Origin of the sequence: Nocardia sp. NPDC057440 (assembly GCF_042802915.1) — a bacterium.
Classification (GTDB): domain Bacteria; phylum Actinomycetota; class Actinomycetes; order Mycobacteriales; family Mycobacteriaceae; genus Nocardia.
Genome location: NZ_JBHVDF010000003.1, coordinates 18,657 through 42,827, shown reverse-complemented (window position 1 = coordinate 42,827; position 24,171 = coordinate 18,657). Strand labels below are relative to the sequence as shown.

19 protein-coding genes, 1 pseudogene and 1 riboswitch are annotated in these 24,171 nt (G+C 66.8%); of the genes and pseudogenes, 9 read left to right on the top strand and 11 right to left on the bottom strand.

Annotated elements, in window-relative coordinates:
- The first annotated feature begins 280 nt into the window (after positions 1-280).
- Positions 281-1,135, top strand: coding sequence for a TIGR03619 family F420-dependent LLM class oxidoreductase (locus ACFU4Z_RS06800; protein ID WP_379060877.1), 855 nt, complete (start codon positions 281-283; stop codon positions 1,133-1,135).
- A gap of 87 nt (positions 1,136-1,222) precedes the next feature.
- On the opposite strand, the gene ACFU4Z_RS06795 is transcribed toward ACFU4Z_RS06800, so the two are convergent.
- The 4 genes from ACFU4Z_RS06795 to ACFU4Z_RS06780 form a co-directional block, all read right to left on the bottom strand.
- On the bottom strand, positions 1,223-3,148 hold the full coding sequence (locus ACFU4Z_RS06795) for a VWA domain-containing protein (protein ID WP_379060417.1): 1,926 nt from the start codon (positions 3,146-3,148) through the stop codon (positions 1,223-1,225).
- Positions 3,149-3,333: 185 nt separating this feature from the next.
- Positions 3,334-4,968, bottom strand: coding sequence for an ABC transporter permease (locus tag ACFU4Z_RS06790; protein WP_379060416.1), 1,635 nt, complete (start codon positions 4,966-4,968; stop codon positions 3,334-3,336).
- A complete protein-coding gene (locus ACFU4Z_RS06785) occupies positions 4,965-5,900 on the bottom strand; it encodes an ATP-binding cassette domain-containing protein (protein WP_379060415.1) in 936 nt (311 codons plus the stop codon). Before ACFU4Z_RS06785 ends, ACFU4Z_RS06790 begins: the two co-directional genes overlap by 4 nt.
- Positions 5,900-6,529 carry a TetR family transcriptional regulator gene (locus tag ACFU4Z_RS06780; protein ID WP_379060413.1) on the bottom strand — a complete coding sequence of 210 codons (630 nt, stop codon included), beginning with the start codon at positions 6,527-6,529 and terminating at the stop codon, positions 5,900-5,902. The genes ACFU4Z_RS06785 and ACFU4Z_RS06780 overlap by 1 nt, the downstream gene beginning before the upstream one ends.
- 157 nt (positions 6,530-6,686) lie before the next feature.
- Between ACFU4Z_RS06780 and ACFU4Z_RS06775 the strand changes: the two genes are divergently transcribed.
- Positions 6,687-8,645: an acyl-CoA dehydrogenase gene (locus ACFU4Z_RS06775; protein ID WP_379060412.1), complete on the top strand. Its 1,959-nt coding sequence runs from the start codon at positions 6,687-6,689 to the stop codon at positions 8,643-8,645.
- Here ACFU4Z_RS06775 and ACFU4Z_RS06770 read toward each other — a convergent pair.
- The 4 genes from ACFU4Z_RS06770 to ACFU4Z_RS06755 all read right to left on the bottom strand — a co-directional run bounded on the left by ACFU4Z_RS06770 (position 8,533) and on the right by ACFU4Z_RS06755 (position 13,442).
- Positions 8,533-9,210 carry a phosphatase PAP2 family protein gene (locus ACFU4Z_RS06770; RefSeq protein ID WP_379060876.1) on the bottom strand — a complete coding sequence of 226 codons (678 nt, stop codon included), beginning with the start codon at positions 9,208-9,210 and terminating at the stop codon, positions 8,533-8,535. The genes ACFU4Z_RS06775 and ACFU4Z_RS06770 overlap by 113 nt on opposite strands.
- A 34-nt stretch (positions 9,211-9,244) precedes the next feature.
- Positions 9,245-10,141: a nuclease-related domain-containing protein gene (locus tag ACFU4Z_RS06765; RefSeq protein ID WP_379060411.1), complete on the bottom strand. Its 897-nt coding sequence runs from the start codon at positions 10,139-10,141 to the stop codon at positions 9,245-9,247.
- A gap of 103 nt (positions 10,142-10,244) precedes the next feature.
- Positions 10,245-11,636 (bottom strand): DUF2252 domain-containing protein, encoded by a 1,392-nt coding sequence (locus ACFU4Z_RS06760; RefSeq protein ID WP_379060410.1) that lies wholly within the window; start codon positions 11,634-11,636, stop codon positions 10,245-10,247.
- Positions 11,637-11,747: 111 nt separating this feature from the next.
- The gene (locus tag ACFU4Z_RS06755; RefSeq protein ID WP_379060409.1) at positions 11,748-13,442 is read right to left on the bottom strand and encodes a GMC oxidoreductase; all 1,695 of its coding nucleotides are present in this window, start codon (positions 13,440-13,442) and stop codon (positions 11,748-11,750) included.
- 159 nt (positions 13,443-13,601) lie between these two features.
- Here ACFU4Z_RS06755 and ACFU4Z_RS06750 point away from each other — a divergent pair, with 159 nt between their 5' ends.
- From ACFU4Z_RS06750 to gcvP, 7 genes and pseudogenes are all read left to right on the top strand, one after another.
- Entirely contained in the window at positions 13,602-14,258 is a 657-nt protein-coding gene (locus ACFU4Z_RS06750; RefSeq protein WP_379060408.1) for a CDP-alcohol phosphatidyltransferase family protein, read from the top strand.
- A gap of 43 nt (positions 14,259-14,301) precedes the next feature.
- Positions 14,302-14,700 carry a glycine cleavage system protein GcvH gene (gcvH, locus tag ACFU4Z_RS06745; protein WP_379060407.1) on the top strand — a complete coding sequence of 133 codons (399 nt, stop codon included), beginning with the start codon at positions 14,302-14,304 and terminating at the stop codon, positions 14,698-14,700.
- 169 nt (positions 14,701-14,869) lie between these two features.
- Positions 14,870-15,355 (top strand): FHA domain-containing protein, encoded by a 486-nt coding sequence (locus ACFU4Z_RS06740; protein WP_328400107.1) that lies wholly within the window; start codon positions 14,870-14,872, stop codon positions 15,353-15,355.
- A 72-nt stretch (positions 15,356-15,427) separates the two neighbouring features.
- Positions 15,428-16,240: a MerR family transcriptional regulator gene (locus tag ACFU4Z_RS06735; RefSeq protein WP_379060406.1), complete on the top strand. Its 813-nt coding sequence runs from the start codon at positions 15,428-15,430 to the stop codon at positions 16,238-16,240.
- Positions 16,241-16,492: 252 nt separating this feature from the next.
- A complete protein-coding gene (locus ACFU4Z_RS06730; RefSeq protein ID WP_328400111.1) occupies positions 16,493-16,966 on the top strand; it encodes a bifunctional nuclease family protein in 474 nt (157 codons plus the stop codon).
- Positions 16,967-17,181: 215 nt separating this feature from the next.
- Positions 17,182-17,733, top strand: a pseudogene (locus tag ACFU4Z_RS06725) (MerR family transcriptional regulator); the annotation flags it as partial.
- 128 nt (positions 17,734-17,861) lie between these two features.
- Positions 17,862-17,962, top strand: a riboswitch (glycine riboswitch).
- A 159-nt stretch (positions 17,963-18,121) separates the two neighbouring features.
- Complete coding sequence (gcvP, locus tag ACFU4Z_RS06720; RefSeq protein ID WP_379060405.1) at positions 18,122-20,932, top strand: aminomethyl-transferring glycine dehydrogenase; 2,811 nt, start codon at positions 18,122-18,124, stop codon at positions 20,930-20,932.
- 215 nt (positions 20,933-21,147) lie between these two features.
- Here gcvP and ACFU4Z_RS06715 read toward each other — a convergent pair whose 3' ends face one another.
- The 3 genes from ACFU4Z_RS06715 to ACFU4Z_RS06705 all read right to left on the bottom strand — a co-directional run bounded on the left by ACFU4Z_RS06715 (position 21,148) and on the right by ACFU4Z_RS06705 (position 23,816).
- On the bottom strand, positions 21,148-22,824 hold the full coding sequence (locus ACFU4Z_RS06715) for a VWA domain-containing protein (RefSeq protein WP_379060403.1): 1,677 nt from the start codon (positions 22,822-22,824) through the stop codon (positions 21,148-21,150).
- 143 nt (positions 22,825-22,967) lie between these two features.
- Positions 22,968-23,243 carry a WhiB family transcriptional regulator gene (locus ACFU4Z_RS06710; protein WP_379060401.1) on the bottom strand — a complete coding sequence of 92 codons (276 nt, stop codon included), beginning with the start codon at positions 23,241-23,243 and terminating at the stop codon, positions 22,968-22,970.
- A 27-nt stretch (positions 23,244-23,270) separates the two neighbouring features.
- Positions 23,271-23,816 (bottom strand): HNH endonuclease, encoded by a 546-nt coding sequence (locus ACFU4Z_RS06705; protein WP_379060875.1) that lies wholly within the window; start codon positions 23,814-23,816, stop codon positions 23,271-23,273.
- Positions 23,817-24,171 lie beyond the last annotated feature (355 nt).

Here is a 24,171-nt window from a genome sequence, read left to right as displayed (position 1 = left end):
CACACCGCCCCCGTCGGCTTCAAACACCAGCGTATTTCGGGGGGGCCGACGCACCAAGCGCGCGCGCCGCCCGCTTTTATGCCCGTACCGCGCCTCGACGTCGTCTCCTTCCGGAAGTGCGTCAGAACCCATGGACGCGAACCTAGTCATCTACGGGCGTCCGCGTCATCCGCGCTGTTCGCGGCGGGCGTGTCAGGTCTCGTTCGGTGCGGCAACGGCCTTGGCCCTGTCCAGGAAAGGTGGTAGAACTTGTTCTAATTCGGCGATGGGAGCGCGTACGGTGCGGTACGGAATTGTGTTGTTCACCAGTGACCGGGGCATTACGCCCGCCGAGGCGGCAGCAGCCGCCGAACAGGCCGGCTTCGACGCCTTCTACGTGCCGGAGCACACCCATATCCCGGTGGTCCGTGCCGCGGCGCATCCCCGCACCGGCGATGCGAGCCTGCCCGACGACCGTTACCTGCGCACGCTCGATCCGTGGGTCGCTCTGGCCACCGCCGCCGCCGTCACCAGCAGGATCACCCTGTCGACCGCGGTGGCGCTGCCCGCCGAGCACCATCCGATCACCCTCGCCAAAACCCTCGCCTCGCTGGACCACCTGTCCGGCGGCCGGGTCAGCCTCGGCGTCGGATTCGGTTGGAACACCGACGAACTCGCCCATCACGGGGTGCCGGCCGGGAAACGCAGGACGGTGTTGCGCGAGCATCTGGACGCCATGCGGGCCATCTGGTCGGAGGAGGAGGCGAGCTTCGCCGGACAGTTCGTGAACTTCGGTCCGAGCTGGTCGTGGCCGAAGCCGGTGCAGAAGCGCATTCCGGTCATCCTGGGTGCGGCGGGCACCGAACAGTCCTTCACCTGGCTGGCGAAGAATGCCGACGGCTGGCTCACCACGCCGACCGAGGACGGTCTGGATACCAAGATAGAACTGTTGCACCGGGTCTGGCGTGAACACGAACGAACGGGGACTCCGGAGATCATCGCGCTCGCCGGACGCCACGATGCCGCCCAGCTCGCGCATTGGGCCGAACTCGGGGTCACCGAAGCGGTATTCGGAGTGCCGGACCGCGACGCTGAGGAAGTGCGTGGGTACCTGACGCGGCTGGCTGGAAAGCTCGGCATCGAAGCTGCTCGCTGATCTGATCAGCGGTTCTGTCGCACAGATTTTCCGCCCGCCGCACCAGGGTCGCAGACCCGGTGCCGCGGGCGGAATCTCTTCTGAGTGCTAACCGCGCCGCCTCCGTGCGAACAGCCAGCCACCGATCGCGCCGAGCACACCGATGCCCGCGCCGCCGACAATGGACACCACGATCAACGCCGAGGATTTCGATTCGGTCGCGCCCGCCGCACTCGCGGCCGCGCCGGGGGTGCCTGCCCCCGTAGACTTTCCGCCGCCCGCCGGGGTGTTCTCACCGAAGACGCCGTCGGTGGCCGAGGTCGAATACTTCGGCCCGCCCTCCTGAGCGCCGGAGACGGTGAGATCGAGGCGAATCGGAACCGGGGTGCTTCCGCGGTCCGCGGAGGTGGAGCCGAGTTTGACCGCGATGTAGTACCAGCCCGCGACGGCCTGCGTGCGAATGTCGTGGTCGTCGGCATTGCGATTGTTGTACCGGATCGGCACGGTCGCCATCGCGGGGTCGTTGGACGGCAGCACCTGGTCGGAACCGGTGTACACCATGGTGTCATTGTCGATTCTCTCGCGGATGGGGGAGTACAGGGTGGTGGTGATATTCGAGAAGTTTTCGCTTTGGTGGTTGCCGGTCGCGCCGAAGTGCACCCGATACGCCAAACCCTGTCCCCAGTTCAGTCGAACTCGGTAGAAGACGAACTCGCCGGGCCGCACGGTGTCGGTGTAAGTGCCGCTGGCAGGCAACTCAGCGGCGACATTGAAGGACCCACCGCCCGTTGCCGCGGTACGCGCGCCGGTCGGCTCGATGAAGGTCGAAGCGGGTCGCACGGCGACCGGGCCGGGATCGGTCGCGGCGGGTTCGATGCCGACGAGCAATTCGATCGGCAGTCGCTCCGGCACCCCGGTCGAGACGTGATCCCAGGTCAGCGCGAAGTAGTACCGGCCGCCGCCCCTGCATTTGTCGGCGCTTGTGTCGCCCTTGCGTTCCTTGGTCGCGCCGTCGAAGGCCCGGGCGACGGTGAGCGCCACGCCGTCGCTGGAACTGGTCGTCATTTCGGATTCGGATACGTTGCAGTCCCTGCCATCCCTCCCGTAGACGTGCATCCGGAGGGTGTTGATGTCGTCGGTGGAGGAGATGTTCGGCAGCCGAGGGAAGGACACGGTGCCGCTGAAGTAGGCGGTGGCGCCTGCGGGCACGTCGACGGACCAGTAGCGCTTTTCCTTCTGGCCGATGGTGTCCAGGTATTGGCCCGGTGTCGCCACCGGCGCGGTGTTATAGGTGGCGGTGCCGGTGATCGGCGCCCCTGCCGCCTTGTAGTTGCGCAATGCGGCCGAGGTGACTCGTGGCAGCGTCCGCTCGAGCGCGGGGCCGTCGGCGGCGTCGGTGTAGGTGCCGCCGGTGGCCTGGGCCATACAGGTGAGCTGGGCGCGGGCCTTGGCATCCACCGCGAAGCCGATCGCGTGCATGACCAGGTCGAGGCCCTGCTGCTTCAATTCCCTTGCGACCTCACACGGGTCGGGCGGTGAACAGGTGTCGTCGCCGTCGGAGACCAGCACGATCGAGCGCGGCCCCGACTTGGGCAGGGTGGCCGCGGCCTCGCGCAGCGCGGTGCCCATCGGCGTCCAGCCGCTTGCCTTGATGCCGTCGACCGCGCTGGTGAGCGCGGCCTTATCGAGCGTGTCCGGCTTGTGCAGCACCTGCACGTCCCGGCACCCGGCCGGCTTGTCGGTCTCGGCGTTGCCGGTGCTTGTGCCGTAGACAGTCAGCCCCACCTTGGATTCGGCGGGCGCGGAACCGACGAAGGTCCGTACGGCGTTCTTGGCGGCATCCATCATGGTGCCCGCCGGGTCGGGACGCTGCATGGAACCTGATGCGTCCAGGATGAGCATGGTCGGCGCGTATTGCGGGGCCTGCTCGGGGCTCTCGTCGGCGTGTGCGGGTAGCGCGGCAACGGACAGGCTTGTCAGCACGATAGCTATCGCGGCGGTGAGCTCGGTCAGTCGCTTGGTAACTGTGGACATAGTCCTCGTCTGCTTGTGTCGCCTGCGGTATTGCGAGTCGGACAGTACAGACGGCAACCAGTCGGTTCCCTTGTTCAAAAGCTGACCGGCATGACAAATCTTCTATTGCTGCTGGTTATCGCACCAGGTCGGTGCGTGCGCGACGACCCACCAGGAGTGGGAACCCCTGGCGGGTCGCTTCGCGCTCAGCGCAGGTCGCGGCGACGGAAGGCGAGGATGCCCACCGTCAGCAATATGGCCGCGATCCCGAGCAGCCACAGCACCGGGGCCAGGTGGAAGGCCGCACCGGGCAGCTTCGGCGGATGGACGAACGGCACCAGGTCGACCAGCCACTGCGGCAGCCCGTCGAGCGAGCCGAGGAAGAAGATCACCAGCATGACGCTCAGCACGCCCCAGGCGACCGGCGTGAATCGCGGCGTGATGCCGTAGATCGCCACCGCGATTCCCGTGACCACCCACACCGCGGGCAGCTGGACCGCCGCCGCGCCGAGTCCGTCGCCCAGCTTGGCGGCCAGGTCGCCGTCCATCGCGCCGTAGACGATGCCGATCGCCGCGCCGGCGACCATCAGGACCACCACCGGACCGAGCAGTGCGAAACCGATGTGGCTCACCGCGTACCGCACTTTGCTCACCGACCCGGCCAAGGTCGCCTCCGCACGCTGACTGGATTCCTCCTCGTGCAGGCGCAGCACCGCCGAGATGGAGTAGGCGGCTGCCGCGACGGCGAGCATGGCGATCGCGAAGGTGATGAAGGAATTCTGCAGGACGTCCGTGCCGCCGACGCGGGCGAGCATGTCGCGGATCTGCTGGCTGTTGTCGAGCATGTTGCCGACGGAGTCGAGGGCGCCGCCCATCAGCATGCCGTAGAGTAGGAAGCCGATGGACCAGGCCAGCAGTGAGCCGCGCTGCAACCGCCATGCCAGCCCGGTCGGTCCGGACAGTGTCGGCGCCGCGACGGGTGGGCCGGGGCGCTCCGCAAGCAACCCCGAGCCGGTGTCGCGACGGCTCAGCAGAATATAGGCGGCCGCGGTGGTGGCCACGGCAACCGCCGCGAGCGGGATCAGCACCCACCACCGTTCATCCGCGAACGGCCGCATCTGGATGCACCAGCCGAGCGGCGAGATCCAGGACAGCACACCGTTTCCCGCGTCGCCGACCGCGCGCAGCGCGAACGCGGCACCGAGCGCGCCGAACGCGACGCCGCGTGCGATTCGCGCGCCGGTGCTGACCTGGGCCGCGACCGCGGCGACACCGGCCCAGGCCAGACCCGATGCGGCCATCGCCGACCCGAAGGCCAGCGACCCGGTGGCGGGCAGGTCGTTGGCGGTCAGCAGTAGCGTGCACAGGATTCCGGCGACCAGGCAGCCTGCCGCGGTCATCAGCATGGCCGCGGTGAGTCCGGCATAGCGGCCGATGCTGGTCGCGCCGACCAGCTCGGCGCGTCCGGTTTCCTCTTCGACCCTGGTGTGCCGGATGATCGTGAGGATCGTCGCGATCGCGATGATCGCGAAGTAGGGTCCAGCTTTCCACAGAGCGATAGAGCCGATTTCGGTGCTGAACACCGGCCCGTACATGGCGACGAGCGCCGGGCTCTCGGTGATGGACCTGGCGTAGTTGTCGAGCTCGGCTTGGGTGTCATAGACGCTCTTGGTGCTCGCGACGTAGGAGGCGGGCAACACGCCGAAGGCGAGTACCCACAGCGGCAACACGATTCGGTCCCTGCGCAGGTAGAGACGAAGCAGCTGAGCGGTCCCCGCGAAATCTGCCGAGCCGCGTACGGCCGGGGCCGCATGGCGCCTGCCCGCGACGGCGGTGGTCATGCCCGCACCTTCTCTCCGGAATGCGTGGCGGCGGGCTGCGCACCGTTGCCGTCGACGTGGTAGTGCCGCATGAACAGTTCTTCCAGCGTCGGCGGCGCGCTGACGAGGCTGCGCACGCCGGTGTCGCCGAGCACTCGGATCAACTCGCCGAGGTGCTCACCCTCCACCTGGCAGCGCAGTGTCCTACCGTCGAGTTCGAGGTCCTCGATGCCGGGGATGCGGGTGAGATCGCCTGGGTCGCCGAGCAATTCGGCGGTGATAGAGGTGCGCGAGAGGTGTCGCATATCCGCCAGCGAGCCGCTCTCCACGGTGCGGCCGGCCCGGATGATGGTCACCCGGTCGCACAGCACCTCGACCTCGGACAGGATGTGGCTCGACAACAGGACAGTGGTGCCGCGCTGGTTGGCTTCCTCGACGCATTCACGAAATACTTGCTCCATCAACGGATCCAGGCCCGAGGTCGGCTCGTCGAGCAGCAGCAGGCGCACGTCGGAGGCGAGCGCCGAGATCAACGCGACCTTCTGCCGGTTGCCCTTCGAATAGGTCCGCGCCTTCTTGCGGGGATCCAGGTCGAACCGTTCGATCAGCTCGGTGCGCCGCGGTGTGTTGATGCCGCCGCGCATTCTGGCGAGCAGGTCGATGGTCTCGCCGCCGGACAGCGACGGCCATAGTGTGACATCCCCTGGTACATAAGCGATTTCGCTATGTAGGGCGACCGCATCGGCCCATGGGTCGCGGCCGAGCAGCGCGACTTTCCCCGAGCTGGCTCGCAGAATGCCGAGCAGGATGCGGATCGTGGTCGACTTGCCTGCCCCGTTGGGGCCGAGGAAGCCGTGGATTTCACCTGCTCTGACGGTGAGATCGAGTCCGTCGAGCGCGGTGAAGTGGCCGAAGTTCTTGTGCAGATCATGAACTTCGATGATGTCGGACATCAGGTCTCCTTGGTGAGTGTGTCCAAAATCGAGGGGTCGGTGAGCAGGCCCTGGGTGTAGAACTCCAGGGCGGGTGGCGTGAGCTCTTCGGTGAGCTCACGGGTGATCTTGCGGAAGTCGAGCTTCTCGCCTCGTCGTTGACGCATCTGCACGTAGAGCAGGGTCGCGCCGAGGTTGAGCGTCATCAGATATCTGGCGCGCGCGGCCGGGTCTCGGCTCGGCTTGATGCTGCCCGCGTCGACTCCGGCCTGGATGTACACCTCGGCATCGGAAACCATGTGCTCGAAAAGGGATTCGGCCAGCGGGCCGCCCGATTGCAGGCTGCGCACCATGTAGGCGACCAGCGGTCCGTATTCCTCGATATCGGCCAGCGCGGCGAGCATGCCTTTCGCGAGGCTCGGTGCGGTGATCGCCTTGGCCTTCTCATCCCTGGTCAGCTCCAGCACCCGCTCGTCGCAGGCGGCCCGCAGGCCGTCTTTGGAGCCGAAGTGATGGTTCACCAATCCGGGGGAGACGCCGGCGGCGGCGGCGATGACGCGGACTCCGACCTGGAATCCGTGCTCACCGAACACCTCGATCGCGGCATCGCGAATTCGGGCGGCGGTCGTGAGATCTGAGAAAGGTGTCACGGCGAATTCTATCTCGGCGGGTCTTTGCGGTAGGGCTCTTCGGTTAAACGCATGTTCAATATATTAAACGCCCGTTCAGTCGTGGGCAAGAGTTTGGTGCGGGATGTCGTGTCAACTGTCACGGTTTGCCGGGGCCGGGGCGGGCTAATGTCGAGTCATGACTACCGGCACCACATCGACGGCAGATCACCTTCGCGCAGCACTCGACGGATCGTGGGGCGCGTTCCGGGAAGAAGCCCGCGTCCAGCTCGCCGACGAGAAATTCGCCGGGGACCCCTCTCTCGACTACAAGGCAGCGCGGGCGCGGGTCCTCGACCAGATGCGGGCCATCGCGACCATGGGGATCGCCGAGCGTGGCTTCCGGCTGGAGAACGGCGGTACCGGAGAACCCGGCGCGGCCGTCGTCGCCTTGGAGATGCTGGCCTATGCGGACCTGTCACTCTGGGTGAAATCGGGTGTGCAGTGGGGCTTGTTCGGCGGTGCCGTGGAGAACCTCGGCACCGAGCGCCACCGCGACGTGGTCAAGGCCCTACTGTCGCTGGATCTGCTCGGTTGTTTCGCGATGACCGAATCCGGGCACGGCAGCGACGTCGCCAACCTGGAAACCACCGCCACCTATGACCCGAAAACCCAGGAATTCGTGGTGCACAGTCCCACGCCGTCGGCGCGCAAGGACTACATCGGCGGCGCCGCCGAACATGCCAGGATGGCGGCGGTTTTCGCACAGCTGATCACCGAGGGCAAAAGCCAGGGTGTGCATTGCCTGCTGGTGCCCATCCGCGACGAGCGCGGCGTCGATCTGCCCGGTGTGACCACCTTCGACGACGGGCTCAAGGGCGGCCTGCCCGGTGTCGACAACGGCCGCATCGTGTTCGACAACGTCCGGATTCCGCGTGAGAACCTGCTCAACCGCTACGCCGACGTCGCACCGGACGGCACCTACAGCTCCGATATCGAGAACCCGAGCCGCCGGTTCTTCACCACCCTCGGCACCCTGGTGCGCGGACGGGTCAGCGTGGGCGGCGCGGCGGCGGCAGGCGCGCGGGTCGCGCTGAGTATCGCCACGCGCTATGCCTTGAAGCGCCGCCAGTTCGCGGACCCGGACGACGGCAGCGAAACGCTGTTGCTGGACTATCGCAGCCATCAGCGCAGGCTGCTGCCGCTGATCGCCCGCTCCTACGCTCTTGCCTTCGCGCAGAACGATCTGGTGCGCCGGATGCATCTGGTGCAGACGGGCCAAGATCTCGATCCCAGCGCGCAGCGGGCGCTGGAGAAGCGGGCAGCCGGTCTGAAGGTCGCCCAGACCCGGCACGCCACCCGGGCCATCCAGGAATGTCGCGAAGCCTGCGGCGGCGCAGGTTATCTCACCGAGAACCGGATCGTCACGCTCAAGGCCGACACCGACGTGTTCACCACCTTCGAGGGCGACAATGTGGTGCTCACCCAGTTGGTCGCCAAGGAGCTGCTGACCTCGTACTCCGACGAGATCCGCGACCTGGACGCGCTGGGCTGGGTGCGTTTCGCCGCGACCATGGCCGGTGACGTGGTGCGCAAGCGATCCGGCGTGCGCCAGATGATTCAGACCCTGCGCGACCGCAGCGACGATTCGTTCGACGAGGGCGACCTGTCCCGGCGCGAGGTGCAGCTGCAACTGTTCGCCGATCGCGAGGACTACCTGGTTCGCACCGCGGGCCACCGGCTGCGCGCCCGCGCCAAGGAGACCGGACCGTTCGAGGCCTTCAACAACGCCCAGGATCACATTCTCGCCGCGGGTTCGGCGCATATCGATCGGCTGGTGCTGGAGGAATTCATCGAAGGCATCGCGGGCATCGCGGACCCGCAGGCGCGTGCGCTCGCTGAGACGGTGTGCGACCTGTTCGTCTACTCCTCGCTGGAGGAGAACCTGTCCTGGTTCATCATGCACCGGTTCATGTCGGTCGAACGCGCCAAGGCGGTTCGGCGCGGGGTGAACGAGCTCGTCGACCGACTGCGCCCGGATGCGCTCACTCTGGTCGAGGGGATGGGTGTGCCCGAGACGATGCTGCGCGCCGCGCTGCTCGAGGACGCGAGTGTGTACGAGCGCCCCATCCCGGCGTCGCCAAGCACAACGCCGTGACCATCGCGATGGCGGCGGCGGTGCCGCCGACAATGTCGGTCGGCAGGTGGTAGCCGAGGCCGATCATGCCGATGGCGGCGGCGAACAGCGACACGGCGGCGAGTGCGAGCACCACCGCCCGCGCTCGCGGCGCATCGGTCAGCGCGAGGAAAGTGGCGGCGATCGCGACGAGATGCACGGTGTGGCCGCTGGGGTAGGCGAGGTAGTCGTGCAGCGGCCGCTCCCAGAGTGGCTTGAGTAACCAGCTGTTGATCGCCACGGCGAGTTCGGGAACCACGACCATCATTGCCGCACGCCACCATTCACCGCGATAGCCGAACCAGCATGCGGCCGCCAGCAGCAGTGGTATCAGGATGTACCCGTTGCTCGGGATCACCAGGGCTCGGTAAACGTCGGGATGGCCGTCCAGCGCCGTGTGGATCGGTTCGGCGAGGTCGCGGTCGAGTTCGGTCGGCCCCTTGTCGCGCGGAAATGTGAGCGGCAGCCCCGACGTGACGGCAGCGCAGAACACGACAAGGCCGAGCCGGAGCGCGACCAGTGAACCGAGGAGCTGCCGTGCGGTCATCACGCCGACGACGATAGCCACCGGTCGTGGTGGATCAGCCGGGCCCGTAGGTCAGGATCGCGGTGACGACGAACCAGAGGACCCAGGCGAAGCCGATGACCATGCCGATCGCCAGCGTGATCCGCATGAACGCCCTGCCGAGGTCCATATCGCCCGCCTCTCGCGGGTACAGCTTCCACGGGCTGTACCACGGCGCTTCGATCACCAGGGCGGGCGAGTGCGCTTCCCGCTCGGCCATCGCCAGTTCCTCGGCGTAGGCCTCGGCTTGCGCCTGCTGGGGGCCGCCGTGCCAGAGCGTGATGTCGATCGGGCCGATGAACCCCTCGTTCAGCAATTCCTGCGGCGCGGGCAGATACGGCAGGATACCCAGGCTGCGGAAGGCCACCGCGACATCATTGGCCGTCCACAGCTGCTGCTCGCTCTCGGCCAGGGTGTCGAAATAGTGGCGCAGCCTGCCGGGGTCGGTACCGAGGATGACATCGAAGCTCGGGTCGCTCCACGCCTGCTGGACCTTCAGCTCCGCACCGCGCAACGGGACGATCAGCGCGACGCCGTGCACCGCCCGCTGGCCGAGGCCGCGCGCGGCCAGCCAGGTCTGCAGGGCGAAGGTGTGCTCGCGCGACTTCTCCAGCGGGGTGCGCCGATCCCGGCCTTCCATGGCGACCGGCTCACCCGAGATCGTCCATGCGCCGTTGAGCGGGATTTCCAGCACACCGTCCTGGCGGGCGACCAGCGCCTCGGCCTCGATCACCACGCAACTGGTGGGCGTCCAGACCACGGCGTCGAACTGGTGCAGCCGATCCTTGTGGAACAGACTGCAGTTGATTGTCGCGACACCGTGCGGGCTTGCCGGGTCTTTCCAGGTGCGCAGCCAGTCGATCAACGCCCGTTCGGCGTTGGTGCCTGCCGGATTCTGCACTCGCACGAGCATTCACGACCGCCCTTCACGTCGACACTCGATGGTGGAAAGGATACGAGCACCCGAGCCCGGTTCGCTGCGCCTGCGGCCAGACACGGCGTGTTGGGCACGAGATCTACTGCGGCTGTTCGGCGACGACCTTTCCGGCGTGCACCGCGGCGACCAATGCGCTGTGGTCGGCCTCGGTGCGGTCGGCGTAGCGGACCGCGAAGCGGGCGACCGCGTCGTCGAAACGATCGTCACCGTCCAGATAGCCCGCGACCAGCCGCGGATCGAGCGACCGCGAATGTGCGCGAGCGAGCAGTGCGCCCGCGAGCCTGCCGTAGTCGTCGAGATCGCTCGACGGCAGACTCGCCGGATCGATATCGCCTTTGAGGTTACGGAATTGGCGCACGATGAACGGTAGCGCACCCGTGGGCAGCTCGAGTGTGGTCCAACCGAGCAGGATGTCACTCTCGGACTGAACAAGTCTGGCGCCCTGCACAATTCGTTCCCCCTCGTGTCGCGGCGTCGGTGCGTCCAGGAATGGGGCGAGTGCGGACGGGTTCGCCTGCTTCACCTGGAGCACCAGTGCCTCTCCATCATTGCCGTGCAGCAGCGCGACATAGCTGTGCAACCCGACACTACCGGTGCCGACGATCCGAAAGGCGATGTCGGACACGGCAAATCGGGCGATGAGATTCCGGCGGGACTCGCGCAACGTGTCGGTGTAGCGTTCCAGGCCGTCGGTGACAGCTGCGGCGACCGCGGCCTCCACGTGCGTGAGAATCGGTGGGTCGCTGACGAATCGGTGCTTGCTGATGCCGGTCTCGTGGTCCTCCAAGTGCTCGGTCCACTTCGCCACCACCTTGGCGCTGTTGTTTTTGCGTGCCTTCTTCGCGGCCTTCTTGAAGTCGTCGAGCAGATCGTCGGCTCTGGCCTTGCTGATCACCGATTCGTCGGGCAGCGCGGTCCACGATTCCATGAACGGCAACCGCGCCAACTGGGTGACGGCGAGCCGGTAAGAGGTCGCCGCGTCGCGTGCCGCCTGGTAGCAGTTGTCCTCGTCGGCCCCGCCCTCGCGGCCCGCGAGCACCAGACTCGCCGCGAGCCGTTCCAGGTCCCACTCCCACGGCCCGACGACGGTTTCGTCGAAATCGTTGATGTCCATGATGATTTCGCCGCGCGGCGTGCCGTACAGGCCGAAGTTCGCGGCATGCGCGTCGCCGCAGATCTGCGCGGCCAGCCCGCTGTCGGGGCTGCCTGCCAGATCGGCGGCCATCAGCCCGGCCGCGCCACGGTAGAAGGTGAACGGCGTGGCGAGCATGCGGCCGACGCGCAACGGAGTCAGATGCGGCAGCCTGCCCGCGTTGCTGGCTTCGATGAATTCGAGCACGCTCGGACGCGTAGCCCAAGTGGCCGCGCGATCACGCGCGGTGACCGGAACCCGCTGGCGTTGCGCACGGCCGCGGGCCAGCACCTCGTCGGCGGGCACGTAGGTGCGAAGGTCGATACCACTGTTGGACACAACATCCCACGCTAGCCGGTATGGAACCGCCTGGTCTTGTTGGATTCGCCACGTCGGGCACCGCCTCGTCGCCCGCCACGTGCCGGGGGAGCCGAGCGACGGGACGGCTGCTCAGTTGGCGGGAACGACCGGGTCGACCGGAGTGATCGGCAGACGCAGTGCGCCGGGCGCCGCGCCGGGGACGGTCGGATGGTTCGGCGCGATCGGGGTGATTCGCCGGTAGGCGGTGCCCAGTGCCGGGCGGGGGTCCGCTTCGTCCTTGTTGGGCCAGAACGCCATTGCCCGCTCGGCCTGTGCGGTGATGGTCAGCGACGGGTTGACACCGAGATTGGCCGTCACCGCCGAACCATCCGCGACATGCAGCCCGGGATGCCCGTACACCCGCTGATACGGGTCGACCACGCCGGTGTCGGCGCTCTCGCCGATCACGCAACCGCCGATGTAGTGCGCGGTCGCCGGGATGTTGAGCACGTCCATGACCAGGCCGTGGGTGTCGCCGTTCACCTTCGCGCCGAAGCGGCGGCCGACATCGTGGGCCAAGGGAATCCAGGTCGGGTTCGGTTCGCCGGTGCCCGCCTTGGTCTTGAGCTGCCCGCGCTTGCGGAAGGAGGTCAGCGAGTTGTCCAGCGACTGCATCACCAGCAGGATCACCGACTTCTCCGAGGCGTGCCTGGCATTGAGACTGCGCAGGAAGACCAAGGGATGCAACACGATGGCCAGCAAGAAACGCAGGAACCGGAACGCGCCGCCGTCGACGATCGGCACCGACAGCGGGAACAGGGCGTTCTGCCCCTTGCCGTAGTGGCACACCTCGATATGGGTGTCGGCCTCCGGATGGATCGAGGAGGTGATCGCGATGCCCTCGGCGAAATCGCGGCGCGAGCGACTGACCACATTGAGGATGGCCTCGGAATTACTGCGGGTCAGTTCGCCAAGGCGCGGCGAGAGGTTGGGTAGCACGCGCTCGTCGCGCATCTTGTGCAGCAGCTTCTGGGTGCCGAGCGCGGCGCCGGCGAAGACGACCTGTTCGGCGGTGAAGGTTGTGCGCTGCTTGCGGATCCAGCGGTCGGAACGTTCGGTGTCGATCGCGTAGCCGCCCTCCGGAAGCGGCCGCACCGCGGTGGCCGTGGTGAGTGGGCGGACCTCGGCGCCGGCCTGTTCGGCCAGGTAGAGGTAGTTCGTCGGCGTGGTGTTCTTCGCGTTGTTGGGGCAGCCGGTGAAACACTGCGCGCAGTGCACGCAGCCGCGCCGCCGTGGGCCCGCGCCGCCGAAATACGGGTCGTCCACTTCGGTGCCCGGGTCGTCCTCGTTGAAGAACACCCCCACATCGGTCGGATGGAAGGTGTGTCCGACGCCGAGGTCGTCGGCGATCTCCTTGATCACGTCGTCGGCCGGGGTCATTCGTGGGTTGGGCGCCACGCCGAGCATCCGCTGTGCCTGGTCGTAGTACGGCGCGAGCTCGGATTTCCAGTCGGTGATGTGCGACCACTGCTTATCGGTGTAGAAGTTCGGCAGCGGCTCGTAGAGGGTGTTGCCGTAAATCAGCGAGCCGCCACCCACCCCGGCGCCGGAGAACACCGCGCACTTGCCGAGGATGCTGATCCGCTGCGGACCGGTCAGTCCGAGCCGCGGCGCCCAGATCGAGTTGCGCACATCCCAATTCGTCTTCGGGATGTCTTCGGCATTCCAGCGTCTGCCCGCTTCGAGCACACCGACCCGATACCCCTTCTCGGTCAGCCGCAGCGCGCTCACACTGCCGCCGAACCCGGAACCGATCACCACCACGTCGTAGTCGAATGCGGGCATGACTTCCTCTCACTGACCGAATAACGGATGAGATGCTTTCACAGTCATTCTGTCACCGGGTCGGATGCGACGGAATCCATAGCATGCCGCCGTGCCGATGTGGTCGCAACCGGCGTGCCCGGATGGCGCAAGCGGGGGTCGGTGCGGTATGCACGGGCTGTGACAACCGAATCGGGGACCACGGAGCCGGGCGAGCGCGCCGACTCCGGCAATGACGGCGCCGCGGGCGGCATTTTTGCCGACCGCATCCTCACCGTCCCCAATGCGCTGAGCGTGCTGCGCCTCATGGGGGTGCCGCTGTTCCTGTGGTTGCTGCTGGTCGAGCGGGCCGACGGCTGGGCATTCGCACTGCTGGTCGCCAGCGGCGTCACCGACTTCCTCGACGGGAAGCTGGCCAGGCTGCTCGACCAGTCCTCGCGCCTCGGTGCGCTCCTCGACCCGTTCGTGGACCGCCTCTACCTGGTGACGACACTGGCCGCTTTCGTGATCCGCGGGCTGATCCCGTGGTGGGTCGCCGTGGTCTTGGTCGGTCGTGATCTGCTGCTCACGCTGACGCTTTCGGTGTACAAACGCCGCGAACTCGACCCGCCGGAGGTGATCTACCTGGGCAAAGCGGCCACCTTCGCGTTGATGTCCGCATTGCCCTGGTTGCTTGCGGGTCAGATGGATTGGGCGCTGGCAGGTTTCGGCCGGGCCTTCGGCGGGGCATTCCTGGTCTGGGGTACGGCGGTGTATGTGTGGACCGGTGTCCTCTACACCGGGAAGGCCGTCGCCGTCGCGCGAGCGATACCGTCTGTGCCGCACCGGTCCACATAGCGATTAGAGTTTGCGTGAAGGTTCCCGACGGAAAGGATGGCCTGTGACCCAGACCCCCGAGGATCTGCGCTACACCGAAGAGCACGAGTGGGTGCAACGGATCAGCCCGACGCGGGTTCGGGTGGGCATCACCGATTACGCCCAGTCTCAACTCGGTGACGTCGTGTTCGTGCAGCTGCCGGAGGCAGACAGGGATGCGGCCGCAGGCGAGAGTATCGCCGAGGTCGAGTCGACCAAGAGCGTGTCCGATATCTATGCCCCCTTGGCCGCGAAAGTTGTTGCGGTGAACGAGGATCTGGTGCAGACGCCGGAGACGCTGAACACCGATCCGTTCGGCGACGGGTGGCTGTTCGAGCTCGAACTGGCCGACCCCGCAACCCTGGATGCTGCACTTGGCGGGCTGCTGGATGCCGCAGGTTATCAAGGAGTTATCGGGGGCTGATGTAGCCTTCCCGGTTCTACCTGCACGGGTACGCCCTGGCAGGGTACGGTCAATGCCAACAGATGTACCGGTGAGCTGATCCGGTGTTCTAGCGTCAACGATCTCAGGTCGTGGCGGTGAAGGCAGCACCTGCTTGCACGGAAAATCAGGTTCGAGGAGGAGAGAAACGGTGAGCGAGAACAAAGACCCGGGTTACGGGGAGACCGCGGCCGAGACGACGTCGGTCTTCCGCGCGGATTTCCTGAACGAGGTCGACGCGTCGCGCTCCGGGGAGCCGACCGGCGAACAGCCGGTCCAAGGGGTCGAGGGTTTGCCGGTTGGTGCGGCCCTCCTGGTTGTCAAGCGCGGACCGAATGCCGGCTCGCGGTTCCTGCTGGATCAGCCGACCACGTCGGCAGGTCGCCATCCCGACAGTGACATCTTTCTCGACGACGTCACCGTCAGCCGTCGGCACGCCGAGTTCCGGCAGGACGACGATTCCTTCCAGGTGGTCGACGTGGGCAGTCTCAACGGCACCTACGTCAACCGGGAGCCTGTGGACTCCTCGGAGCTGCAGAACGGTGACGAGGTGCAGATCGGAAAGTTCCGTCTCGTCTTCCTCACCGGCCCGCGCGCGCAGGTGAACGAGTCGTCTGCGGGTGCTGGCAGTCTATGACGCACACAGCACGGGTCCTCGTGACGGCCGTGTTGGCAGGGAAGAACGCGGCTTCATGAAAGACTCGATGCTATGACGGGCGCGGCGCAGTGGGCGCGCGGAGGCATGTCGATCGGCTCCGTGCTGGACCTGCTGCGGCCGGACTTCCCGGACATCACCATCTCGAAGATCCGTTTCCTCGAGGCCGAGGGTCTGATCCGTCCGGAGCGCACTCCGTCCGGATACCGCAGATTCTCGATTGCCGACTGTGAACGGCTCAGGTTCGTACTGACCGCACAACGCGACCAGTACCTGCCGTTGAAGGTGATCAAAGAGCAGCTCGAAGCGATCGACAGCGGTGCGGCGACGCTCGGTGTGCGGGAAGCCCGCGCCCGGGCGCACGCCGTCCGCGACAACGAGCTCGCCACACCTTCCGAGAATGGTCGGGCCCCGCGCGGCGCGAATGTCAGCGTGCCGCGCAGGCTGGGTGTCGTACCCGGTGAGGTCTCGCCGGACGAGCTGCGATTCGATCACGAAATCCGGCTCACCCGTGCCGATCTGCTGACGCAGGCCGACATCGACGAGAAGTTCTTGAACGACCTGATCCGCGCGAATCTGATCACCCCTGGCGCCGCCGGTTTCTTCGACGCCGAGGCGGTGACGCTCGCACGGACCGCCAAGGCGATGGCGGAATTCGGTCTGGAGGCGCGGCACTTGCGCGCCTTCAAGCTCGCCGCGGACCGGGAAGCGGCGCTGGTCGCCCAGATCGCCGCACCGATCGCCAAGAGTCGCGATGCGGGCGCACGCGCCCGCGCCGAGGAGACCGTGCGCGAGCTTGCCGCGTTGTCGCTGACCCTGCACACCTGCCTGGTGAAAGCGTCGGTGCGGAACTCGCTCGGCGGCTGAGTCTTCGGTGCGTCGTCGCTCGTCACGGCCGCGGTGGGTTCCACTCCGACAACACGGAGATTTCGGCTGTGCACACGGATCGCTCGACTCCTTCCCGTTCGCTTAGACTCGGTGGTACGGCGAGCTCTGCGGTAGTCATGCCGGGTGGCCGGCGGAGGTATTGGGAGGCAGTGCGATGAGTGAGCGCAGCGAGCGAATCATGTCACAGGGTGCTTCGCGCATGCCGGAGCTGAGCGTTAGCGAGGCGCAGGCATGAGTGAAATGCGCGTGATCGGCATTCGTGTCGAGCAGCCACAGAACCAGCCCGTGCTGTTGCTCCGTGAGGCGTCCGGCGATCGGTATCTACCGATCTGGATCGGACAGGCCGAGGCGACTGCGATCGTGCTCGAGCAGGAGGGGGTGACCCCGATTCGTCCATTGACCCACGATCTGATCAAGATCCTGATTACCGACCTCGGGCACACCCTGAAGGAAGTACGGATCGTGGATCTGCAAGAGGGCACGTTCTACGCGGATCTGGTCTTCGAGAACGATCTGCGGGTTTCGGCGCGGCCCTCGGATTCGGTAGCGATCGCGTTGCGGGTCGGTTGCCCGATCTATGCCGAGGAACCGGTGCTCGAGGAAGCCGGATTGGTCATGCCGGACGAGCGCGAGGACGAGGTCGAGAAGTTCAAGGAGTTCCTCGAGTCGGTTTCGCCCGATGACTTCAAAGCCACGGACAGCTGAGGGATTTCGAACTTTCTTTTAGACCTCAACTACAGGTCGAGACTCTTACCGCGCGTCGCGTTTGGTCGGACGATGCCGCTCCCGGGACAATCAGAGGGAGTAACCTCGATAGTTGGGCCACGTCCGTTATGACTGGGTGTATGTGGTCAACGGAGCCGGGACATTGATGAGGCCAAGGCGTCGGCGAAGTAAGGGAGTGGTCAGTGGCAGAGCAATCGCAGGGAGTGGTACAGCCAGGCCTGTTCCCGGATGATTCGGTACCTGACGATCTTGTCGGCTACCGTGTTCCCAGCGCATGCCAGGTAGCCGGGATCACCTATCGGCAGCTCGACTATTGGGCGCGCACCGGTCTGGTCGTGCCGTCCATCCGGAGCGCCGCGGGTTCGGGCAGTCAGCGGCTGTACTCGTTCAAGGACATTCTGGTCCTGAAGATCGTGAAGCGACTATTGGACGCGGGGATCTCGCTGCAGAACATCCGCATCGCGGTCGACCATTTACGCAGTCGCGGCGTGCAGGACTTGGCGGGCATCACACTGTTCTCCGACGGCACCTCGGTGTACGAATGCACCTCGGCCGAGGAGGTAGTTGATTTACTGCAGGGTGGGCAGGGCGTTTTCGGCATCGCGGTGAGCGGTGCAATGCGTGAGTTGACCGGCGCAATCGCCAACTTCCCAGCCGAACGGGCCGTCAGCGGCAGCGCGAGTGAGCGCCCCGAGGATGAACTGTCGTTCCGGCGCAAGGCGCGGATGAATCAGAAGACCGGCTAGAGATTCCTGGGAGTGCCCGTCGCATGCGGCGGGCACTTTGCTTTGTGTGGGAAGTGACGAGGGCGACACCGCCATCTGGGGTCCGGTGGCGCGGTTCGTTGCGCACGCGGCATAAACTAGCGGTGCGTCGCCGCCGTGCGGGAGAGTCCCGGTCTTCAGAAGAGTCCGGGCGCCGAAGGAGCAGCACCTCCCCGTCAATCTCTCAGGCAACAGGGACCGTACGGGCTTCGACGCCTCTGGAAAGTGGTGACCGCTGCAGACAGCGCACGGTCGCCCGCCCATGGGGAAAGGGGTCGCACCCCGAATCTCTCAGGCTCCACGACAGAGGGGGAGGGCTGGTATCCGTCGACCGCGTCGGTCGACCCGCCCGACCTTGGGAGCTGCTGCCGTGACTCGATCATTCGCCGACCGCCATATCGGACCCGACCGGGATGAACTCGCCCGGATCCTGGACGTCGTCGGCGTCGGTTCGCTGGACGAGCTCGCCACCGCCGCTTTGCCCGCGAGCATTCTCGACGGCTCCGGCCTCGACGTGCTCCCGCCCGCGGCCACCGAGCACGAAGTGCTGACCGAACTGGCCGAGCTCGCCCATTCGAACACCGTCGCCACCTCGATGATCGGCCTCGGCTACTACGACACGCTGACCCCGCCGGTGCTGGTGCGCAGCTTGCTGGAGAATCCGGCTTGGTACACCGCCTACACGCCCTACCAGCCCGAGATCAGCCAGGGTCGCCTCGAAGCGCTGCTCAACTTCCAGACCATGGTGTCGGACCTGACCGGCATGGAGGTCGCCAACTCCTCCATGCTCGACGAGGCGACCGCGGCTGCGGAGGCGATGACGCTGCTGCGGAGGGCGGGCCGATCGAAGTCCGAGCGGCTGCTCATCGACACCGATCTCTTTCCGCAGACCAAGACCGTGTTGTACACCAGGGCCGAGCCGCTCGGCATCGAGATCGTCGAGGCCGACCTCGCCTCCGGTCTGCCCGATGGCGAGTTCTTCGGTGTGCTGGTGCAGATTCCGGGTGCGTCTGGCCGGGTGGTGGACTGGGCGCCGCTGATCGAGGCGGCGCACGAGCGCGGTGCGCTGGTCGCCGTCGGCGCCGATCTTCTTGCGCTCACGCTGATCACGCCGCCGGGGGAGCAGGGCGCGGACGCGTGCTTCGGCACCACACAGCGGTTCGGCGTGCCGATGGGCTTCGGCGGACCGCACGCCGGATACCTGTCGGTGCACTCCAAGCATGCGCGGCAGTTGCCGGGCAGGCTGGTCGGCGTTTCGGTCGACGCGGACGGCTCGGTCGCCTACCGGCTCGCACTGCAGACCCGTGAACAGCATATTCGCCGTGAGAAGGCGACCTCCAACATCTGTACCGCCCAGGTGCTGCTCGCCATCCTGGCCGCGATGTACGCCAGCTATCACGGCCCCGACGGGTTGCGGGAGATCGCGCGGCGGGTGCACGGCCACGCGCGCGCCATCGCCGCCGGACTCGACGGCGCGGTCGTGCACGATAATTTCTTCGACACCGTGCTGGCGCGTGTGCCCGGCGGCGCGGAAGCCGTCGTGGCGAAGGCGAAGTCGCGTGGTATCAACCTGCGACCGGTGGACGCCGATCACGTCGGCATCGCCTGCGACGAGGCCACCACCGCGGCGCATGTCGCCGCCGTGCTCGAATCCTTCGGTACCGCACTGTCTTCCGAGGCGTCAGCCCCGGCCGCCTCGGTCGGATCGATCGAGACCCGCGCCTCCGAATACCTCACACACCCGGCCTTCACCAGCTACCACACCGAGACCGCGATGTTGCGCTACCTGCGGCGGCTGTCGGACAAGGATATCGCCCTGGACCGCAGCATGATTCCGCTCGGTTCCTGCACCATGAAGCTGAACGCGACCGCCGAGATGGAGGCCATCACCTGGCCCGGCTTCGCGCGGGTGCATCCGTACGCACCAGTCGAAGATGCGCCGGGGCTGTTGCGGGTGATCCACGATCTGGAGAGCTGGCTCTCGGCGATCACCGGGTACGACTCGGTGAGCCTGCAGCCGAACGCGGGCAGTCAGGGCGAATACGCCGGGTTGCTAGCCATCCGGCGCTATCACTTGGATCGTGGTGACACGCACCGGGATACGTGCCTGATCCCGTCCAGCGCGCACGGCACCAACGCGGCGTCCGCGGCGATGGCCGGGCTGCGCGTCGAGATGGTGAGGTGCCGTAACAACGGTGACGTCGATCTGGACGACCTACGGGCCAAGATCGCCGACCACGCCGACCGGCTGGCCTGCATCATGATCACCTACCCGTCCACGCACGGCGTGTACGAGCACGAGGTCGCCGAGCTGTGCGCACTGGTGCACGACGCGGGCGGTCAGGTGTACGTCGACGGCGCGAACCTGAATGCGCTTGTCGGACTTGCCCGCCCGGGTCGCTTCGGCGGCGATGTGAGCCACCTGAACCTGCACAAGACCTTCTGCATCCCGCACGGCGGCGGTGGTCCCGGCGTCGGCCCGGTGGCGGTGCGCTCGCACCTGGCGCCGTACCTGCCCGGCGATCCGCTCGAAACCGGTTCGCACGCGGTGTCGGCCGCCAAGTACGGCTCGGCCTCGATCCTGCCGATTACCTGGGCCTACATCCGGATGATGGGCGCCGACGGCCTGCGCAAGGCCACGCTGACCGCGATCGCCTCGGCCAACTACATCGCCCGCCGCCTCGACGAGCACTTCCCGGTGCTCTACACCGGCGAGCACGGCATGGTCGCCCACGAGTGCATCCTGGATCTGCGCGAGATCACCAAGCAGACCGGCGTCACCGTCGATGATGTCGCAAAGCGGCTGGCGGACTATGGTTTCCACGCCCCGACCATGAGCTTCCCGGTCGCCGGCACCCTGATGGTGGAACCGACCGAAAGCGAGAACCTGGCCGAACTCGACGAGTTCATCCTCGCGATGACCTCGATCCGCGATGAGATCGACAAGGTGGCCGCCGGTGTGTGGCCGGTGGAGGACAACCCCTTGCGTGGCGCACCGCACACCGCGGCGTGCCTCGTCGGCGAATGGGATCATCCCTACAGCCGGGAGGTCGCGGTGTTCCCGCACGGTCTGACCCCCGACCGTGGCAAGGTCTGGCCGTCGGTTCGCCGTATCGACGGCGCTTATGGTGACCGCAACCTGGTCTGCTCCTGCCCGCCGCTGGAGGCGTACGCCGACTGACCGCAGCCACACCGGCCCGCCTCCGCTGCTCGGGGTCGGGCCGGTGTTGCGTGAGCATCTGTTCGTTTGTTGTGCCGCAACGGTTTCGGCCGCTGTCCGGAGCCGGGCGGCGTCATCGATCGAACATCCTGCGGCAGCGGAGGTCGCCGCGCGGGCGCCCGAACCGATCGTCGGCGGTCTGCGCGCTCAGCGATGAGGAGAGAGTTGAGCCGGCCTCAGGGGGTGGTCAGCGCGTGCACCATGGCGGTGCCGAAGCTGATGTCGTCGGAGCTGGCCAGGCGGGTGTAGGTACCGCCGGTGCGCTGGGCGGCGGTCTGCAGGGTTTCGGTGCCGCTGCCGCCGATGACGATGACGTCAATGCGGACCGGGCGGGTTTTGTCCGTGGCATTACTGAGGTCGGTGAGCAGTTTGGTGCCGGTGACCGTCGAGTCTTCGTCGGGGCCGTCGGTGATCAGGAGGACCGAATTGGTGCGGCCCGCGGTGTAGCCCTGGACCGCGGCGCGATAGGCGGCCAGCAGCGACGGGTACGCCTGATCGGTGCGGGATTCGGTGGGGCGCAGGGTATTCAGCGCTGTGGTCAGTGCGGTTCGCTGGTCGTTGGTGAGTGGTGCGGTGACCGCCTCGACTTTGTACGGAGTGGCACCGTCGAGATTCTTGCCGAAGGTCCAGACACCGAGGCCGAAGTCCGGCGGCATGACATTCATCGTCGAGGTGAGTGCGCCGAGCACATTCGTGAGCCGGGTGACCGAGCCGTCGGTGTTGCCCATCGAGGCGGAGACATCGAGCAGCACCGTCGACTGCACACCGAGAACCGGGTTGGCGAGGGTCGCGCGCACCTTGTCCAGCGCGGCGCGGGATGGCACGGCGTTCGCGGTGGCCGGCGCGGCGGCGAAGCCGGCGGCGGCGAAGGTCTGCGCCTGCTGCGGGGTGCGCAGGTAGTCGGCGAATATGCCTGCGATCAGGTTCTGGGTCTTGTCCACCCAGGGTCCCGACATCAATGCGGCCGGGTGGTCGGCCACCGGTGCCGCACCGGCGGGGCTGAACGTTGCGAGTCCGCCCTGCGCCTCGACCTGCTGCGCGGTGGCGGCCACCGCATGAACGGGCGTGCCTGCCGGTTGGGCCGCGCCCGCGACCGCGGCCAGTGCCATCGTAGTGTCCTGAGCTTCAGGTGCTTCGGCGGCGAGCAGGGAGATCGCGGACACCACCTGCCCGGACTGCGCTGCCTGATCGGAGAGCGGATCGGTGCCCGACACGGTCGAGCCGACCGCGGCGGCCGCGGCCAGCGTCGCGTCGCCCGGCGGCAGCGCCATGCGCAGTCCGGCCCAGTCGGGCAGGCCGATCTCGGCAAGCGAACCCTGTTGCAGGCGTGGCAGATCTGACCAGGTGACCTCGGCCTCGTCGAGCGCCCGGCGTAGGTCTTCCGGGACGGCGAGCACGATCGGGCTGACCGCGACCGGCGCTGGATTGCCCTCGATCAGACCTGGCGTCCGCATGGATTCGATGGAGCGCAGCGAATCGGCGATCCACAGCGCGGGCTGCTGTCCGAGCTGCTGGTTCCAGGGTACGTTCGCGGTGAAGGCCGCCACCATCGCCGCGGACGGCTGGGAGGTCACCTCGACCTTCGCGCAGTGATCACGGATGCGCGGATTGGTCGTGTTGAAGCCGTCGGCGATCGTGCGTATCGAGGGCGCGATGTCCGGGTCGGCTGTGACGTACAGCGTCGAGGGCCCTTCCACACACTCCGCTGCGGCGGCGCTGTCCCGATCGGCGGCTCGGTTGCTCAGCTTGTTCCAGGCGAACACCCCCGCGACTAGCAGCACGACTGCCGCCACTGCGATAACCGGACCTTTGCTGACCCCCCGTGATCGGGTTCCGCTGCGATGAGTGCCCACGAGATCAAGTGTATGTTCACGTGAGATTCGCCGAGCGAGTGTGGCATCGATCGAGACTTCCGACACCAAACCCGCCCGTCAACCGGTGTAAGCCCGACTGCGGGTCCCGGCTTACACCGGCTGGTGACGCCGCCGGCGTTCGGCTACTCGCGGATCATCCGCCCACGGTCGAATTCATGGCCGCCCCAGACACCGGATTGGTTGGTGCGAGCGGCGAATTCACCGCAGGCCACCCGGATCGGGCAGCCCGCGCAGACCGCGCGGGCATAGTCGAAATCCTGCGACGGATACGGGAACCACGCTTCGTGATTCGGGTCGCCGCGGCAGGCCGCGCGGTGCCAGCCCTGGCTGTCCGAGAGCGGAAGCAGGTCGGTCAGTGTCGATTCGGCGGGCGCGGTTGTCTCCAGTCGGACGTTCATGGCGATCCTTCTCCTTTCTCTCGCGGCTCAAGTGCCTGCCAGTTGCTTCCAGATCTGTCTCTGCCGCTTTTTCAGATGATGCGGCGCCTTCGGCTCCCACAGCAGCCGCATGCCCGCCTCCTCGGGGGTGCGGTCGGCCTTGATCGTGTTGCACGGCGCGCAGCAGGCGATCAGGTTGCTCCACGTATTCGGCCCGCCGCGGCTGCGCGGGCGGATGTGATCGACGGTGCGGGCCCACGCGGCGCAGTAGCCGCACCGGTGGCTGTCGCGCCGCAGCACCCCGGCCAGCGTCGCGCGGCTCTCGTCCTGCACTCGGACCACATGCTCGAGGTACACGTAGTGCAGCAGTCGGATAGTCTCCGGCAGTGCGATCTCGAGGTGCTTGGACCGGATCGGGAAGTGCGGTTCCCGGTCGGCGACAGACTCGGCGATTCCGTCCATGAGCAGCACGACGGCTCGCTCGGCAGTGATCTCGTCGAGCGCCTCGTAGCTGGCGTTGAGCACCAGCACGCGGGTGCGTATCCAATTGTCGACAGTCAACGCCACCGGATCGGTGGCACGGTGGAACATCATGGGAATCACCATGTTTCGAGAAGAGAGCGAGCGAATTCGAAGGAGGGTGGCGGGCGGTCAGGCGCCGGCCGGGAGGCGGCCGAGATCCGATCCACTGCTGGTCGCGCACTGGCGCATATTGATCAAAGCCACCTCCTCCTTTCGTGGTGCTCTTGATCACCCTCGGAATCGGGTGATCGTCGTCGAATCACATGGTGGCACACCGCACCCGCCGTTGTCGGGTCATTTTTCGTCGGCCTCTCGCGCTGCCGGGGCGGAGTTCCAGCCACAGGGAATACGCAAAGGCGGTCGTGTGTAAAGGCATTGACATACTGAGCCGCGTCGAGTTTCGGCCGTCGGCGGTCCGGGTCTTCCG

Bases quoted from the DNA above. Each gene is read 5' to 3' on its own strand.
- ACFU4Z_RS06795 (WP_379060417.1), bottom strand. From the start codon at position 3,148: ATGTCCACAGTTACCAAGCGACTGACCGAGCTCACCGCCGCGATAGCT.
- ACFU4Z_RS06790 (WP_379060416.1), bottom strand. From the start codon at position 4,968: ATGACCACCGCCGTCGCGGGCAGGCGCCATGCGGCCCCGGCCGTACGC.
- ACFU4Z_RS06785 (WP_379060415.1), bottom strand. From the start codon at position 5,900: ATGTCCGACATCATCGAAGTTCATGATCTGCACAAGAACTTCGGCCAC.
- ACFU4Z_RS06775 (WP_379060412.1), top strand. From the start codon at position 6,687: ATGACTACCGGCACCACATCGACGGCAGATCACCTTCGCGCAGCACTC.
- ACFU4Z_RS06770 (WP_379060876.1), bottom strand. From the start codon at position 9,210: ATGACCGCACGGCAGCTCCTCGGTTCACTGGTCGCGCTCCGGCTCGGC.
- ACFU4Z_RS06765 (WP_379060411.1), bottom strand. From the start codon at position 10,141: ATGCTCGTGCGAGTGCAGAATCCGGCAGGCACCAACGCCGAACGGGCG.
- ACFU4Z_RS06755 (WP_379060409.1), bottom strand. From the start codon at position 13,442: ATGCCCGCATTCGACTACGACGTGGTGGTGATCGGTTCCGGGTTCGGC.
- ACFU4Z_RS06735 (WP_379060406.1), top strand. From the start codon at position 15,428: ATGACGGGCGCGGCGCAGTGGGCGCGCGGAGGCATGTCGATCGGCTCC.
- ACFU4Z_RS06730 (WP_328400111.1), top strand. From the start codon at position 16,493: ATGAGTGAAATGCGCGTGATCGGCATTCGTGTCGAGCAGCCACAGAAC.
- ACFU4Z_RS06710 (WP_379060401.1), bottom strand. From the start codon at position 23,243: ATGAACGTCCGACTGGAGACAACCGCGCCCGCCGAATCGACACTGACC.
- ACFU4Z_RS06705 (WP_379060875.1), bottom strand. From the start codon at position 23,816: ATGATGTTCCACCGTGCCACCGATCCGGTGGCGTTGACTGTCGACAAT.